This window comes from Halalkalibacterium halodurans, from assembly GCF_004376175.1.
In the GTDB taxonomy this organism is placed as follows: Bacteria; Bacillota; Bacilli; order Bacillales; family Bacillaceae_D; genus Halalkalibacterium; species Halalkalibacterium halodurans.
Genome location: NZ_SNUY01000057.1, coordinates 15,101 through 29,452, shown reverse-complemented (window position 1 = coordinate 29,452; position 14,352 = coordinate 15,101). Strand labels below are relative to the sequence as shown.

Sequence of the window (14,352 nt, the reverse complement as noted above, 5' to 3'; positions counted from 1 at the left end):
CAGACGCTGAAGAACTGGCAGACCGAGATCTTGAATAGCTTCGCGTTTGGCTTAAACAATGGTTTTATTGAAGGACTGAATAATCAAACGAAGGTGATTAAGAGAAATGCCTTTGGTTTTCGGCGTTGGCTGAGCTTGAGACGGGTGAGGCAGATATCATTTATCCCGTTAATCCGAATGATGTTAACCGCATTGAACAGCATCTTGGGACTAAAGTATTGAAGTCTCCAAGTTCAAACTTAACCTATTTAGGATTTAACACAACAAAGGAACCGTTTAATGATCCACTTGTTCGACAGGCGATTGCGAAGGCCATTGATCAGGAAGGGATTATCAACGGCATTTTAAATGGGATGGCATTGCCTGCCAAAGGACCGCTAGCTCCGACTGTCTTTGGTTATGATGATCAGTTTTCAGCTGCCAAAAAAGACGTAGAGGAAGCTAAAGCTCTTTTGGATGAGGCAGGATATCCAAATGGTTTTGAAACGACTATTGTCTCTAACGATACACGGGCGTTTATGGATATCGCAGTTTTTGTTCAACAGGAGCTCCAGGCAATCGGCATCGATGTACAGGTCGAAACAGTGGAAACAAGTACGTTTTTAGAACTGGCGGGAAATGGTGATACGGAAATGTTTGTGAGTAGCTGGGGAACGGTGACCTTAGACGCTGATTACGGTTTATATCCAATGTTCCACTCCGAGAATGGAGGCTTTCCTGGTAATCGGACGTTCTTTGCAAATGAAGAGCTAGATGATTTACTGGAGCGTGCACGAAAAGAAACGGATGAAGCTACTAGACTTGAGCTCTACAAAGATGCACAGCAAATTATTGTAGATGAGGTTCCACTCGTATTTTTATACCATTCTGAACTGTTGGCAGGACTGGGCGAACAGGTTGAAGGCTTTTGGCAATATCCAAGTAGTATATTCTATATGAGAGATGCTGTTAAACGATAAAGCCAAGTTTTCTAAAAATAAAATGAGACATGAGAATTGAATATATTTATCACATCTTTTTTTACAATTAGAAGTGTTTGAACGTGTGGCATTCGGGTAATACGAACACTGAGAACAAAAAAGGAGTGAACGAGAACATGGGGAAAAAGATCGCAGTTGTGGTAACCAATCTATTTGAAGATTCGGAGTACACAGAACCGGTGAAAGCGTTCAAAGAGGCTGGTCACTCCATCGTAACGATTGAAAAGGAAAAAGGGATAAAAGTGAAAGGAAAGCAGGGTGAATCGACGATCACAATTGACGCTAGTATCGATGAAGTAACAGAAGATGCGTTTGATGCTCTCTTAATCCCAGGTGGATTTTCACCGGACATTTTACGTGCGGATGATCGATTCGTAGCGTTTGCAAAAGCTTTTGCCGATGCGAAAAAACCGATCATGGCGATTTGCCACGGTCCTCAACTCTTAATTAACGCAGGTGTATTAAAGGGACGTGATGTGACAGGCTATAAGTCGATCGCGGTTGACTTACGAAACGCAGGGGCTAATTTCTATGATCAAGAGGTGGTCGTCTGTGGGGGGAACTTGGTCACGAGCCGAACGCCAGATGATTTACCTGCCTTTAACCGTGAATCCTTAAACGTGTTAACTTAACACGAAGAGAGCACTTGCCAATCGGCAAGTGCTCTTACCTATGGAAAGCATTGTTCCACATAGGGGCGAAAGCTACACGTTCATCGTTACTCCCATGGAGGGCTTGTGATAATCAATGGCAGCCCGTAATTCTGAAATCGCAAACGGCTTTTGTAAGTACGAGAGATTATGTTCAGAAGATTCGATTAACTCATGTCGTCCTGTCGTTAAGATGAGGACGGATGGTTGCTTGGTCTGCTCTTTTACGATATCTAAGAGAGAAAAAATGGATAGATCCACTAGTTGATCACTTACAATCAGTAAATCACAGGTCGACAATTGACTCCGGTGCTGAAAGAAGGCGCTCCCACTAGGATGAACCGTCACTTCAGCCCCTAACTGATTTAAGTGGTATTGAATAAGCGTCGCATGACTAGGCTCGTCCTCTACCAACGTGACTCGAAAAGGTTGCATACATATCCTCCAGAAGTCTTCTGAGTTATGAAGTGTGTTACTTTTATATTAAGAAATTGTTGAGATAAGATCAAGTACTGTTTCACATTTATGACTTTTGACTGGAGCTTCGTTCAAAATCACCGTGGACGCCGCCTGTTTTTTTCACTAAATACGTAGGGCCAATGACCATCCCTTTATCAATCGCTTTGCACATATCGTAGACCGTTAAAGCAGTAGCTGATGCGGCAGTTAATGCTTCCATCTCTACGCCAGTGCGTCCTGTTGTTTTAACAGATGCTTCAATATGAAGTAAGTAATGGTTCCTAGTTTCTTCCCACTCGAAGGAAATGTCTACACCTGTTAATGAAAGTGGATGACACATAGGAATCCATTGGGACGTGTTTTTTGCAGCCATGACGCCAGCTATTTGTGCGACCGCGAGTACGTCACCTTTACGGATCTTACCTGCTGTAATCTTCTCGTAAATTTCTTTGTTCACTTCTATACTTGACTTCGCGACAGCCGTACGCTCGGTTATGGATTTTTCCGAAATATCGACCATTTTCGCCCGTCCCTGCTCGTTAAAATGGGTGAAATCCCTCATGCCTTTCTTCATCCCCTTTTACTCTTTATGTAAGTTGATTTTCAGCCGTTGAGTCTTGGCAGTATGTTTGTTTTCAAGTGAAAAAGTTCACTACTTAGTGAGCGCTTATTTAGTAAACTTAATTCTGTGCTATCATAGTAAACAGAAAACAGTTTGTCAATAAAGGAGAGGATGAACGAAATGTCTGTAGAACAACATCGAAAGGAAGCGCCGAAAACTGTACGCTGTATGATTTTAACCATTTCAGATACGAGAACGTACGACACAGATAAAAGCGGCGCTCTCATTCGTGAACTATTGGAAGCAAAAGGGCATCAAGTGACGGAATATCAAATTGTGAAGGACGAGTATAGCCAAATTCAGCATTGGTTAAAGGTGGCTGCTGGACGAGCAGACATTGATGCTATCCTTCTAAACGGAGGCACTGGAATCGCTCTGCGCGACACAACGTATGAAGCGGTTCGAGACAGTCTTGATAAAGAGATGCCTGGATTTGGCGAAATTTTTCGTCTACTTAGCTTCCAGGAGGATATCGGTACAGCTGCGATCCTGAGCCGAGCAATTGCCGGTGTACGTGACGGAAAGGCGATTTTTTCTATGCCTGGGTCAACAGGGGCGGTAAAGCTAGCCATGACACGCATTATCATTCCGGAGCTTGGCCATGTGATGCGGGAAATTTTGAAGGATCGGTAAAAATTAGACTTGATGACATGAGGTGACGAAAAAATGGTAGAGCGAAGAGTGCCGATCCCTGTTCATGAGGCTGTTGAACAAGTTGTTGCTTTTGCAAAGGAGCGGGCGATGGAATGGGTGCCGCTAGAAGAAGCAGACGGTCGTTTTTTAGCACAACCTCTAGTAGCCGATCACAACGTACCTCCTTTTGATAAATCTCCTCTTGACGGTTTTGCTATACGTGCAGTAGATACGGAGGATGCGACCCGAGAGACTCCTGTTCGGTTAAAAATTATCGAAGAAATTGGCGCTGGCCAAGTAGCACAGAAAGTCCCTTCCCAAGGTGAAGCTATTCGGATTATGACAGGGGCGCAGATGCCAGAAGGAACCGATGCGGTTGTAATGTTTGAATTAACAAAAGAGATAAGCGAAGCGGGTGAGAGTTTTATTGAAGTTAAACGCTCATTCCAACCGGGCGATAACATTTCGTTTTGCGGTGAAGACGCGAAAGAGGGAACGCCACTTGTGGAGAAGGGGCGGCAAATTGATGCAGGAATCAAGGCGCTTCTTGCCACTTTCGGCTACGCGAAGGTTCCGGTATATAAAATGCCGAAGATCGGAATTTTTGCGACAGGGACTGAATTATTAGAGGTTGATGAGCCTCTTGTCCCAGGGAAAATACGCAACAGCAATGCGTATATGGTCGCTTCTCAGGTGAAACAAATTGGGGCTGAACCCGTTTATTTAGGTAAGCTTGTTGATGATTTTGATCAATGCTATGATGCGATTGCAACAGCGTTGGCCGATGTTGATGTGCTCGTCACGACAGGAGGGGTATCGGTTGGGGACTATGATTATCTCCCCGCGATTTACAAAAAGCTAGGAGCGAATGTGTTGTTTAATAAAATTGCGATGCGCCCTGGAAGTGTAACAACCGTTGCCGAACGTGAGGGCCAGTTGTTGTTCGGTCTTTCAGGAAATCCTTCAGCCTGCTTTGTTGGCTTCGAACTTCTCGTTCGCCCCTTCATCCATGTTGGCTTTTGTTCTGAACAGCCTTTCTTGAAGCGGGTGAAGGCCACACTAGGACGAGATTTCCCGAAGCCGAATCCGTTTACCCGTTTTGTTCGCAGCCAAGTTGAATTTAAAATTGACCGTTTGATTGTGAAGCCAACAGGTCTTGATAAATCAGGCGTCGTGACGTCGCTGGCAAATGCAAATGGGCTGCTCATGCTACCGGGTGGAACGAGAGGTTTTCAAGCCGGAGATGAAGTAGATGTGTTGCTATTAAAAGGGGAAGGCGGATCAATGCCTTTGAGCGAAGCATGAAAATTTTGCAGGTGGTAGGCTTCAGCAATTCGGGAAAAACTACGTTGCTCGAGAAATTGATTACACAAGGTCGAGCAAAAGGGATGAAACTTGCGACGATTAAGCATCATGGACATGGTTCCCCCCTAACAGCTCTTGATAAAGGGAAGGATTCGTACAAGCACAGACAAGCAGGAGCTGTAGCAAGTGCCGTTTCTTCAAATGGGGAGTTGCAAGTGCAGATGAGTAAACCTGCCCCTTGGCGGCTGGAAGACATTTTTTCACTTTATCGTTCCCTTCATTTAGACGGGGTTTTTATTGAAGGTTATAAACATGAACCGTACGCGAAAATTGTTTTATTGAAAGATGAGAAGGAGGCCGTTCTTTTACGTGAGCTACAAAAAGTGATAGCTGTAATTGTGTGGGAGGATGCTGCACAGCTTCAGCAAATAGTGGATGTACCTGTGTTTACAATCCATGAAGAAGAACGCTATTTATCGTATCTCATCAACTGGTTGGAGGTGTAAGCATGACGAGCAAACGATTTGCCATCATGGAACAACCGATTGTGATCCAGCAAGTGATCGATCAGGTCGTTCACCCACATGCAGGAGCGATTAATACGTTTATTGGCACCGTTCGTGAGCTGACAAAGGGAAAGAGAACCCTTTATTTACAGTACGAGGCCTATCCGTCGATGGCAGAAAAAAAGTTGGCGCAAATCGGCCAAGAAATTCAAGAGCGCTGGCCTGAGGCGAGGGTCGCAATTACTCATCGAATAGGTCGGCTAGAAATTACCGATGTAGCGGTAGTCATTGCTGTTTCAACCCCTCACCGCGCTGATTCGTATGAAGCAAGCCGCTATGCGATAGAACGAATCAAAGAAATTGTCCCAATCTGGAAAAAAGAACATTGGGAGGATGGCGAAATGTGGGTCGGGGATCAATTAGAGACAACCTCATATCCTGAAGGAGCGCCAAAGATGGAGGGAGAGGAATGATCGAAATTCTATTATTTGCCGAGTTAAGTGAGAAAGCTGAAACGGACCGTCTGTTATTAGCAGGGGAAGGGAAGACGGTGGGGGAGCTTAAAGAAATGGTGGCGAAGGAAATTCCCGCCCTAGGCTCACTTGAACAAATCATGGTCGCTATCAACGAAGAATATGCGAATGATCATATGACTGTTAAAGCTGGAGATGTGGTCGCGTTGATTCCCCCTGTAAGCGGTGGGTGAATGTAGATCAAAGGGCGAGAGAGATCTCGCTTTTTCTTTTTACATTTTCTAAAGCTAACGGAGCTTCTGGTCTACAAAATCTCGGCAACTGCCTATTTTTCTCACAAGCAAAAAAAGATAAGTAGACTTATCGAGTAAATATCACCGGATGGCAACTCACTTCAGTTGGGATTGATCCAGTAATGCGGGGGGGTTTTTTTAATACTCAAGTCCATTCTGACAAGTCCTCTGGCCGATTGATATTGACAAACGAAGAGTGGAGCTGCTCGAAGGCCTTATCTTCAACGAATAGCGTATCAACCAATTGGAATAAGAAGCCTACCTTATAACGTTGTTGTTCTAGCAAGCTTTGGATTGGTGCGAGACAGGAGCGATGGTAAAGGCCAATCAACGGCTGTTTTCGACCATTGACGACAGGAATAACCGCCTTTTTGTCTGGTTCTTGGTCTAGATAAGAAAAGAGAATGTCATAAATCTCTTTTTTTAGAAAAGGAGTATCACATGGAGCGGTTAAATACCAATAGGCCGACTCCTTTTCTATCGCGGTAAATATTCCAGCAAGTGGTCCACACCCTTGATAACGTGGATCGTCCTCAATCACTCGTATACCCTCATTCCGTCTGAATTGGTTTGTTAACGTCGGATGGCTGATGATTAGCACTTGATCGGTATGGTGCTGCAATGCATCAAGGCTCGCTTCATAAAAATAGCGCTCTTGATATTGGACCATAGCCTTTGGTCGACCAAATCTTGTTGACTTTCCCCCTGCTAAAATGACTCCAATGCGATCCAAGTGATTCATTGCACGTATACCTCCATAGAAACCTTTTTTTCATTATGACATAACGAGTCAGGACAAGTCATATAGTCAAGTAAGAAGGTCTATGTAAAGGTGGGGGGATCAATGGCTCGTGAATTGGATAAGCTTCGAAAAAGATTAGCGTTACGGAGAAGGGAAATAAACGAGAGAACACAAAAAAGTGAGCGAATGGTACCTCTAATGTTTCAACGTCATGAAGAAGCTAGGGAGGAACCAGAGGTTTACGTGTATCCAGAGCGAAATGAACCGAGAGCCTCAACGGATCGGCAAGGGTTGCTTTTATTTCGCACATTAATTTCAATTTGCTTATTTCTCGTGATTGCAATCGTGTTTCAATCGAACGCAGCTCCTCTTCAACCGTTAAGGGCAGGGGTGGAACAGGCGTTTGAACAAGAATTTCAATTTGCCGCTATTGCCCATTGGTATGAGCAGCAATTTGGCCAACCCCTTGCGCTCATTCCTTCCAATGATCAGTTTGCTCTAGGAGACCCAGACCAAGATGAGGAACGAATGGTCTTTGCCGTACCTGCAAGTGGGGTAATTACAGAAAGCTTTGAGCAAAACGGCCGGGGGGTTCTCGTGGAGACGGGCGTGGGAGCTGAGGTTGAAGCAGCGAAATCTGGGTACGTCATTGAAATTAATAACAGTGAAGAGGGGAAAATGGTGACGTTGCAGCATTATGACGGATCAGAATCCATCTATGGAATGATCGATAACGTAGCGGTCAATGTATACGACCATATTGAAGCAGGGACAAAGATTGGGACAGCTTCAAGAGCAGAGGACGGTGAAAAAGGGGTTTATTATTTTGCCTTGAAGCAAGGAGAAAACTACGTGGATCCGAGCGATGTGATTCGATTTGATTAGCTATTTGGCGCTATTTAAAAAAATGAAGGTCAATCCGCTTTTCTGGTTTGTGATCGGAATGGGGGTGTTGACGGGATATTTTCGGGAAGTGTTGATGGTATTTGTGATCGTCTTTGTGCATGAAATGGGGCACGCAGTAGCGGCCCATTTTTTTCGCTGGCGAATTCGAAAGATTGAGTTGCTCCCGTTCGGTGGTGTAGCGGAAGTAGAAGAAGGGGGCAATCGATCGTTTAAAGAAGAGGTCATTATTATCACGGCTGGTCCGCTTCAACACGTTTGGATGATGGCTGTTTCTTATGGGCTCGTGGCACTTGAGATGTGGAATGTATCAACCTATCAACAGTTTCTTTGGTACAATGTGACGATTCTAGCATTTAACTTGTTGCCCATTTTACCGTTAGATGGTGGAAGGCTTATACAATTGTTATGCATGCGGTTTTGGCCCTACCGATTGGCTTTGAGGCGAACAGTAGGCCTGTCTTTTCTATTTTTGACGGTAGCTGTTTGTGTTGCCGTCATCCTTTACCCATTTCATTTGAACCTTTGGCTTGTACTTGCCTTTTTAATAGTGAACAATTACCTCGAATATAAACAGTGTCATTATCGGTTTATCCGCTTTTTAACGGAGCGATTTTACATCGGCTTAAGCCAGCAGGGGAAGCCGCATTTGCCGGTTGTGGTCTCAGCACATCAAGAGGTGTCCGAAGTCGCGAAGCAATTTAGACGAGGAGTCATTCATACGATCATCGTAAATGATGCAAAACAAAAAAGGACGCATTATCTTCCAGAGACCGAGGTGCTCAGAGCATTGTTTGAAGCGAAGCTCCCAAGAGCACCATTATCGACGATCATTGCGAAATAATGATCACATAAGGTAAAGTAAAAGGAGATAAAGCGAAACCTCATTTAGTGGTAGGCTTTTCCCAACTGTATGTTCGCTGATGCAATAGGGTTGTCTCTCTCACTTCTTCTTTCTTGTTGCCTTGAAGTGAGAGTCTACGCATCAGTTAAACGGGAAAAGCGGGACGAAGAAGGAGTTGCACAGTGTGAAATCGATCTTATTTAATATGGCAACGAGAGAGCGAAGAGCGGCGGTTGTGGAAAATGGACAAGTCATTGAGCTTATGATTGAACGCCCTGTAGAAGAGCGGATTGTCGGAAATGTATATCGTGGGCGTGTCGTCAATGTACTGCCAGGAATGCAAGCCTGCTTTGTCGATATTGGTCGGGAGAAAAATGGGTTCTTGTATCGCGATGAGCTCCTCTCTTTTCACTTATCGAATGAGGAAGAGGATGAAAAAAAGAAACGGAATATTTCTGACTTTGTCCAAGAAGGGGAGGAGCTTCTCGTTCAAGTGACAAAGGAAGGATTCGGTACGAAGGGGCCGCGATTAACGGGCGTGGTTGCTTTTCCTGGTCGATACGTCGTCTACATGCCACAAGCCGGCTACGTCGGAGTGTCAAAAAAAATCTTCCCAGAGGAGGAGCGAGAACGTTGGCGTAGCGAATGGGAGCAATTACTCCTTAACGACGAAGGGTTAATTATTCGAACGGCTTGTAAAAAAGAGGTTCGACATGAAGCAGAGCAAGAGATCTTGTTTTTCAGGCAGATGTGGGAAGAGCTTCAAAAGAGGGGCAAAGGAGCAAAAGCGCCGTCCCTTCTCTATCAAAGTTCGGGCCTGATCGAGCGCATTTTGCGAGACTTCCCCCTTGACGAAGTGGGGGAAATTGTTGTAGATGATAGAGAGGAGTATCATTTCATCAAGCAGCTCCTTGCCTCTTATCCAAACATGGAGTCCCGCGTCTTTCTTTATAAGGGAAAAGAGAATGTTTTTTCACATTTAAAGGTCGAGAAGGAAATAGAAAAAGGGTTGAGGCGACAGGTTTGGTTAAAAAATGGTGGCTATTTAATGATGGATCATGCTGAAGCCTTAACGGTAATCGATGTGAATTCAGGAAAGTTCATCGGGAAGCAAGACTTACAGGATACGGTTGTTAAAGTAAACATCGAGGCGGCAAAGGAGATTGCTCATCAGCTTCGCCTACGTGATATCTCTGGGATCATCATTATTGATTTCATCGATATGAAACGCGAGGAGGATCAACAGCTTGTCTTACATACGCTTGAACAAGCGTTGAAAACCGATCGAACGAAAACAAATGTCATTGGAATGACAGGTCTAGGGCTTGTGGAAATGACGAGGAAAAAAGTTCGGCAATCGTTGCAAGCCTCCCTTTCAAAACCATGCCCGACGTGCCGGGGAACAGGTCAAGTCTTGTCAGATGAAGCACAAGCATTTAAGATTGAACGGGAACTATGGGAATATCGTGGCTCCGATGCTGAAGCAATTGTTCTCGAGCTCCCTTCACATATTGCTCCTGTGTTGTTTGGACAAGATGGGGGGCATTTAAAAAGATTGGAGACTGCCATTGGCTCACGAATTCTCGCAGTACCGAAAAAAACGTTAAAAGAAGAACAGTATGAGATTCGTTATATTGGCAGTCTCGAAGAAGCGACACAGTTTGTGGAGCGGATCAAAAAACGATAAGGAGTGGGCACAATGAGTGTAAAAGAACTAACAACAGTTGAACAATGGCAAGAAGTATTTGAAGGGACGACGGAAACACCTGTCCTTGTATTTAAACATAGTACGCAATGCCCGGTGAGCGCTGAAGCTCATCAAGAGTTACACGCTTTATTGGAAAACGGTCTTCAATGGGACGGACAAGTTGTACTCGTAAAGGTGATCGAATCGCGTCCTGTCTCAAACCAAATCGCGGAGGATTTAGGTGTGAAACACGAGTCACCACAGGCCATTGTCGTCAAAGATCAAGAAGCGATCTGGAATAAGTCTCATTGGGACATTAAACAAGATACGTTAAAAGCAGCCCTCGTTTAACGGGAAGACTTGCTTTGCTTTTTCGCTTCTTTTGCCATGAAGGAGTAAATGAAGACCAAGCAACTGACAGCGGATGCGCTGCAAACATATTTGAGTATCGTAAGAAGATCCATTTCATCGTCAGCTCCTTTTTCATTTTTTCCCTAGTTTGTCCTAGTTTGTCCAAGACGAGGGAAACGATGTGCAGAGAGGAGTATGAGTAAAATTATTGTGGGCAAAATTTAACCCCCTCATTTGTTGAGGGAACGTTAGAACGCTCAACAAATGAGGGGGCCACCAAGCGAAAGCGCGGTAGTTAATAAGCAAATAACATGAAAAAGAGGGTTACTCCTTGGTAGAATCTTAGTCAACCAAAACTAAATCACAAACAAAGGAGTAACCCCTCATGCAAAAGAATAACACAGTATATCCAAATTTAAAACAGATTGAGCAATTAGTTTGGAGGCAATTACAGGAAACCTTCTCAAAGGTCATGAAAACACTATTAGAGGACATGGACAAGCAGATTGCAGAAGAACGAGATAAAAAACGCTATCGACTCATTGATAAAAGAAAATATCATATAACTAGTCTCTTCGGAGAGATTGAATTAAATCGTAATTATTACCGTGACCGGGAGACAGGGGAATATGTTTTTCTCCTTGATCGTTATTTAGAGTTTGAGGATGCAGGTTCTTTTAGCCCATTGATTGAGGAGGTAGCTATTGAATTAGCTGTTCAGGGACCTTCCTATCGAAAAGCAGCCAGTACGTTAGAAACCCTTTTAGGCTATCGGGTTATTAGTCATGAGGCAATCCGTCAACACTTATTACAAGTTTCGAGTATTCCAAAAAAGCGTGAGCATGTACATCAACCTGTATTATTTGTAGAGGTCGATGGTTTGTTTGTAAAACGTCAAGGTAAACGAAAAAAGGGAAAAGAAGAGAAAATAGCCGCAGTTCATCAAGGCTGGGAAGTCAATGGGAAACGAGTAAGACTGAAGAATAAACGCCATTTCGTACATGAAGGGAACCAGCCATTTTGGGAGGCGTTTGAGGACTTTCTCATCGAAAACTTTGAGTATGATCCAACCATTCATAAGTTGGTAATAAATGGAGATGGTGCAAATTGGATTACAACTTGTCGTGACTATTTCAAAGATCGTGCATTCTTTTCGCTTGATCGTTTCCATGTGGCACGGGAGATTCGAAGTTTGTTCCGTCATCACCCACGTTATCGTCCAATTCGTAAGGCGCTTGCATCATATGATTATGAGAAATTGCTTACAGAGCTTAACAGTGCAGTCGGAACGCTAGAGGATGATGAGCAAGAGGAACGTCTAGAAGCATTTATTCGCCAATTAGAGAAATATCCAGAAGCCTTGGGAGATTATCGTAACTGGCTTAAAGAACAGGGTATAGATACAACAGGAATGCGTCCGATGGGTAGTGCAGAAGGAACCATGAGTGTATTTGCCAAAAGACTTAAAAATGGCCGTAGTTGGGTGGATAAAGGTGTAAGTGCCATGTTCACTGGTTTGGTAGCTTACTTGGATAAATTGACCTTAAAAACACTATTTGGCAGGATCGAAAAATGGACTGAAACACAGGTGGAAAAGAACCCACCAAGATACTATAAAGAAAAAGTTACGAGCACAATTGGTGAAGCCACTAGAGACAATGTTCTATATCTAAAAGGAAAAGCTAACATACCAGTTTACAAAGCATTAAAAGAGTTGTCTGGCTTTTAAAAAAGGCAAAATTCTTACCAAGAGAGTATCCTAAGAGTTTGAATCCGCTTTCAAATTTAAGGTGTTAAAAAAACTGCCTATAAATACTTGACTCAAACCAGAGAGGATTGGACATTGACATAGATTTTTGATATGTGGTATGATATCTCTTGTTAGTTATTTGGTCGCACCCAATGACTACAACCGCACAGACTAGGTTTATAAATGGATCTCCCTACCTAGAATGGCGAGTCTGAGTATATGAGGAGGTGCAAGGATGTACGCAATTATCGAAACTGGTGGTAAACAAGTTAAGGTTGAAGAAGGTCAAGAGATCTACATTGAGAAACTTGATGCAGAAGCTGGTGAATCTGTTAACTTCGACAAAGTGGTTCTTGTTGGTGGCGATGACGTAAAAGTCGGTTCTCCATATGTAGAAGGTGCTTCAGTTACGGCGAAAGTTGAAAAACATGGCCGTGGCAAGAAGATCATCGTTTTCAAAATGAAAGCAAAGAAGAACTACCGTCGTAAGCAAGGTCACCGTCAACCTTATACAAAAGTTGTCATTGAAAAAATCAATGCGTAAGGTATGACATGATTGACGTTGTTTTTGAACGTAATAAGCAAAACGATATCGTTTCGTTCACGATGTCAGGACATGCGGATGCAGGACCTTATGGTCAAGATCTCGTGTGTGCTGGCGCTTCAGCTGTTGCCCTCGGGACGGTCAACGCCATTATTGCCTTGTGCCAAGTGGAGTTGGTGACTGAGATGGAGAATGAAGGTGGATTTCTCCGCTGTCGTGTTCCAAATGATTTGGAAGAGACGACATTTGAGAAAGTTCAACTTCTTTTGGAAGGGATGAATATCTCCCTTCAATCGATTGCTGAAAGCTACGGTGAGCATATTCAAATAGAAGAACGTATCAGGAGGTGAAGATGATGCTAAAAATGAATCTTCAATTTTTCGCTTCGAAAAAAGGAGTCGGTAGTACAAAGAACGGACGTGACTCTATTTCTAAACGTCTTGGTACAAAACGTGCTGACGGACAATTGGTAACAGGCGGTTCTATCCTTGTACGTCAACGCGGTACACGCATTTACCCTGGAGTGAACGTGGGTAAAGGTGGAGACGATACTCTATTTGCGAAAGTCGACGGCGTTGTAAAATTCGAGCGCGTTGGTCGTGACCGCAAACAGGTGAGCGTATACCCAAAAGCTCAATAATTGTGTAAAGAAGGCTTTCCTCATGAGAGGAAGGCTTTTTCTTTTGGGCTCTATAATATTTGTTGGGGTTAAGAAACAAATATGAGCATAAAAAAACACGCAAACATCCAATTCTTTTATACTTGAGTTGACTAGAAACAAGTTTGAAAGAATGGAGTTGCGTGCATATGAATTTTACCATGAATTTTCCTGGGTTAAAAGATACATTCATTACCAAGGTTGAAGAGGTTGGAGAGATCGTGCGTCTTTATGTGGAGATGGAGCGGAAAGTACACCGTTGTCCTAAATGTCAGAAGAGGACAAAAAAAGTTCATGATTATCGTATTCAAAAGATCAAACATTTAAAGTGGTTTGAAAGGCAAACACAGATTTTTTATAAGAGACGTCGTTATGTTTGCGCTTGTGGGAAGAGATTCGCCGAGAATAATTCGTTTGTAGAACGATACCAACGTACTTCTATTGAGTGGAACCAGGCAGTTGCTATTCGAGCGATCAAAGGAAAAACGTTTAAAGAAACAGCTGAGAATTATGGAAGTTCTGCCACAACCATCGTTCGCCGGTTTGACCAAATTTCAAGCAGTGAAATTCGTCCCGTAGAGGAATTGCCAGCTATTATTGCCATTGATGAGTATAAAGGAGATACAAAGGAAGGAAAATATCAGCTGATTATAGCTGACGCAGTGACAAAAGAGCCCTTAGATATTCTGCCGAACCGTTATAAGCGTACGATTAAAGATTACTTAAGAAGACATGGAAGTAAGGTCCAGATGGTGATTATGGATATGAGTCCATCCTTTAAAGCTGCTGTTCAAGAGGCTCTGGGAAGGCCAGTTATCATTGCAGATCGATTCCACTTTTGTAGATATATCTACTGGGCACTTGACGGAGTAAGGAGAAGAGTACAAAAGGATTTTCATGCATATGACCGCAAGAAGTGTAAGCGAATGAAACATGTATTCCACAAGGAAAA

At 43.5% G+C, this 14,352-nt stretch carries 20 protein-coding genes and 1 other annotated feature; of the genes, 17 read left to right on the top strand and 3 right to left on the bottom strand.

Annotation, left to right across the window (positions count from 1 at the left end; all coding sequences use genetic code 11):
• The 3 genes from E2L07_RS21300 to E2L07_RS15935 all read left to right on the top strand — a co-directional run.
• Positions 1-222: transposase (locus E2L07_RS21300; RefSeq protein WP_243854974.1), on the top strand; the 222-nt coding region annotated here is incomplete at its 5' end.
• A complete protein-coding gene (locus E2L07_RS15940) occupies positions 126-959 on the top strand; it encodes an ABC transporter substrate-binding protein (protein WP_243854973.1) in 834 nt (277 codons plus the stop codon). The genes E2L07_RS21300 and E2L07_RS15940, both read left to right, overlap by 97 nt.
• Before the next feature lie 137 nt (positions 960-1,096).
• Entirely contained in the window at positions 1,097-1,612 is a 516-nt protein-coding gene (locus E2L07_RS15935; protein ID WP_053430592.1) for a type 1 glutamine amidotransferase domain-containing protein, read from the top strand.
• Positions 1,613-1,684: 72 nt separating this feature from the next.
• Here E2L07_RS15935 and E2L07_RS15930 read toward each other — a convergent pair whose 3' ends face one another.
• Both E2L07_RS15930 and moaC read right to left on the bottom strand, forming a co-directional pair.
• Positions 1,685-2,065: a response regulator gene (locus E2L07_RS15930; protein ID WP_010899168.1), complete on the bottom strand. Its 381-nt coding sequence runs from the start codon at positions 2,063-2,065 to the stop codon at positions 1,685-1,687.
• Positions 2,066-2,153: 88 nt separating this feature from the next.
• On the bottom strand, positions 2,154-2,651 hold the full coding sequence (gene moaC, locus E2L07_RS15925) for a cyclic pyranopterin monophosphate synthase MoaC (RefSeq protein WP_053431939.1): 498 nt from the start codon (positions 2,649-2,651) through the stop codon (positions 2,154-2,156).
• Between the two features lie 180 nt (positions 2,652-2,831).
• On the opposite strand from moaC, the gene E2L07_RS15920 reads away from it, so the two are divergent.
• From E2L07_RS15920 to moaD, 5 genes are read left to right on the top strand one after another with little or no spacing between them, the layout of a single operon-like run.
• Positions 2,832-3,344 (top strand): MogA/MoaB family molybdenum cofactor biosynthesis protein, encoded by a 513-nt coding sequence (locus tag E2L07_RS15920; protein WP_010899166.1) that lies wholly within the window; start codon positions 2,832-2,834, stop codon positions 3,342-3,344.
• 33 nt (positions 3,345-3,377) lie between these two features.
• Entirely contained in the window at positions 3,378-4,649 is a 1,272-nt protein-coding gene (locus tag E2L07_RS15915; RefSeq protein WP_134230047.1) for a molybdopterin molybdotransferase MoeA, read from the top strand.
• Complete coding sequence (gene mobB / locus E2L07_RS15910) at positions 4,646-5,155, top strand: molybdopterin-guanine dinucleotide biosynthesis protein B (protein WP_053430594.1); 510 nt, start codon at positions 4,646-4,648, stop codon at positions 5,153-5,155. The genes E2L07_RS15915 and mobB overlap by 4 nt, the downstream gene beginning before the upstream one ends.
• Positions 5,156-5,157: 2 nt before the next feature.
• On the top strand, positions 5,158-5,628 hold the full coding sequence (locus tag E2L07_RS15905; RefSeq protein ID WP_134230046.1) for a molybdenum cofactor biosynthesis protein MoaE: 471 nt from the start codon (positions 5,158-5,160) through the stop codon (positions 5,626-5,628).
• On the top strand, positions 5,625-5,861 hold the full coding sequence (gene moaD / locus E2L07_RS15900; protein WP_010899162.1) for a molybdopterin converting factor subunit 1: 237 nt from the start codon (positions 5,625-5,627) through the stop codon (positions 5,859-5,861). Before E2L07_RS15905 ends, moaD begins: the two co-directional genes overlap by 4 nt.
• Before the next feature lie 205 nt (positions 5,862-6,066).
• Here the strand turns inward: moaD and E2L07_RS15895 are convergent, their stop codons facing one another.
• Positions 6,067-6,663, bottom strand: a complete 597-nt coding sequence (locus tag E2L07_RS15895) for a molybdenum cofactor guanylyltransferase (protein ID WP_010899161.1) — start codon at positions 6,661-6,663, stop codon at positions 6,067-6,069.
• Between the two features lie 102 nt (positions 6,664-6,765).
• On the opposite strand from E2L07_RS15895, the gene E2L07_RS15890 reads away from it, so the two are divergent.
• The 9 genes from E2L07_RS15890 to E2L07_RS15850 all read left to right on the top strand — a co-directional run.
• On the top strand, positions 6,766-7,548 hold the full coding sequence (locus tag E2L07_RS15890; RefSeq protein ID WP_010899160.1) for a M23 family metallopeptidase: 783 nt from the start codon (positions 6,766-6,768) through the stop codon (positions 7,546-7,548).
• Complete coding sequence (locus E2L07_RS15885) at positions 7,541-8,410, top strand: M50 family metallopeptidase (RefSeq protein WP_134230045.1); 870 nt, start codon at positions 7,541-7,543, stop codon at positions 8,408-8,410. The genes E2L07_RS15890 and E2L07_RS15885 overlap by 8 nt, the downstream gene beginning before the upstream one ends.
• A 184-nt stretch (positions 8,411-8,594) precedes the next feature.
• Entirely contained in the window at positions 8,595-10,097 is a 1,503-nt protein-coding gene (locus E2L07_RS15880; protein ID WP_010899158.1) for an Rne/Rng family ribonuclease, read from the top strand.
• Between the two features lie 12 nt (positions 10,098-10,109).
• Positions 10,110-10,448, top strand: coding sequence for a bacillithiol system redox-active protein YtxJ (ytxJ, locus tag E2L07_RS15875; protein ID WP_053430598.1), 339 nt, complete (start codon positions 10,110-10,112; stop codon positions 10,446-10,448).
• Between the two features lie 385 nt (positions 10,449-10,833).
• Entirely contained in the window at positions 10,834-12,177 is a 1,344-nt protein-coding gene (locus tag E2L07_RS15870; protein ID WP_134228557.1) for an ISLre2 family transposase, read from the top strand.
• A 171-nt stretch (positions 12,178-12,348) separates the two neighbouring features.
• Positions 12,349-12,421, top strand: a sequence feature (ribosomal protein L21 leader region).
• 12 nt (positions 12,422-12,433) lie between these two features.
• Positions 12,434-12,742 carry a 50S ribosomal protein L21 gene (gene rplU / locus E2L07_RS15865; protein WP_010899155.1) on the top strand — a complete coding sequence of 103 codons (309 nt, stop codon included), beginning with the start codon at positions 12,434-12,436 and terminating at the stop codon, positions 12,740-12,742.
• 8 nt (positions 12,743-12,750) lie between these two features.
• A complete protein-coding gene (locus tag E2L07_RS15860) occupies positions 12,751-13,092 on the top strand; it encodes a ribosomal-processing cysteine protease Prp (protein WP_010899154.1) in 342 nt (113 codons plus the stop codon).
• Positions 13,093-13,097: 5 nt separating this feature from the next.
• A complete protein-coding gene (gene rpmA, locus E2L07_RS15855; RefSeq protein ID WP_010899153.1) occupies positions 13,098-13,382 on the top strand; it encodes a 50S ribosomal protein L27 in 285 nt (94 codons plus the stop codon).
• Positions 13,383-13,543: 161 nt separating this feature from the next.
• Positions 13,544-14,352 (top strand): ISL3-like element IS652 family transposase (locus tag E2L07_RS15850; RefSeq protein ID WP_478292535.1); only part of this gene is annotated, 809 nt, incomplete at its 3' end.

Excerpts from the sequence above, each read along its gene's own strand:
- E2L07_RS15860 (WP_010899154.1), top strand. The coding sequence starts at position 12,751 with ATGATTGACGTTGTTTTTGAACGTAATAAGCAAAACGATATCGTTTCG.
- E2L07_RS15905 (WP_134230046.1), top strand. The coding sequence starts at position 5,158 with ATGACGAGCAAACGATTTGCCATCATGGAACAACCGATTGTGATCCAG.
- moaC (WP_053431939.1), bottom strand. The coding sequence starts at position 2,651 with ATGAGGGATTTCACCCATTTTAACGAGCAGGGACGGGCGAAAATGGTC.
- mobB (WP_053430594.1), top strand. The coding sequence starts at position 4,646 with ATGAAAATTTTGCAGGTGGTAGGCTTCAGCAATTCGGGAAAAACTACG.
- ytxJ (WP_053430598.1), top strand. The coding sequence starts at position 10,110 with ATGAGTGTAAAAGAACTAACAACAGTTGAACAATGGCAAGAAGTATTT.
- rplU (WP_010899155.1), top strand. The coding sequence starts at position 12,434 with ATGTACGCAATTATCGAAACTGGTGGTAAACAAGTTAAGGTTGAAGAA.
- E2L07_RS15870 (WP_134228557.1), top strand. The coding sequence starts at position 10,834 with ATGCAAAAGAATAACACAGTATATCCAAATTTAAAACAGATTGAGCAA.
- E2L07_RS15915 (WP_134230047.1), top strand. The coding sequence starts at position 3,378 with ATGGTAGAGCGAAGAGTGCCGATCCCTGTTCATGAGGCTGTTGAACAA.
- E2L07_RS15935 (WP_053430592.1), top strand. The coding sequence starts at position 1,097 with ATGGGGAAAAAGATCGCAGTTGTGGTAACCAATCTATTTGAAGATTCG.
- E2L07_RS15920 (WP_010899166.1), top strand. The coding sequence starts at position 2,832 with ATGTCTGTAGAACAACATCGAAAGGAAGCGCCGAAAACTGTACGCTGT.
- moaD (WP_010899162.1), top strand. The coding sequence starts at position 5,625 with ATGATCGAAATTCTATTATTTGCCGAGTTAAGTGAGAAAGCTGAAACG.
- rpmA (WP_010899153.1), top strand. The coding sequence starts at position 13,098 with ATGCTAAAAATGAATCTTCAATTTTTCGCTTCGAAAAAAGGAGTCGGT.
- E2L07_RS15895 (WP_010899161.1), bottom strand. The coding sequence starts at position 6,663 with ATGAATCACTTGGATCGCATTGGAGTCATTTTAGCAGGGGGAAAGTCA.
- E2L07_RS15890 (WP_010899160.1), top strand. The coding sequence starts at position 6,766 with ATGGCTCGTGAATTGGATAAGCTTCGAAAAAGATTAGCGTTACGGAGA.
- E2L07_RS15930 (WP_010899168.1), bottom strand. The coding sequence starts at position 2,065 with ATGCAACCTTTTCGAGTCACGTTGGTAGAGGACGAGCCTAGTCATGCG.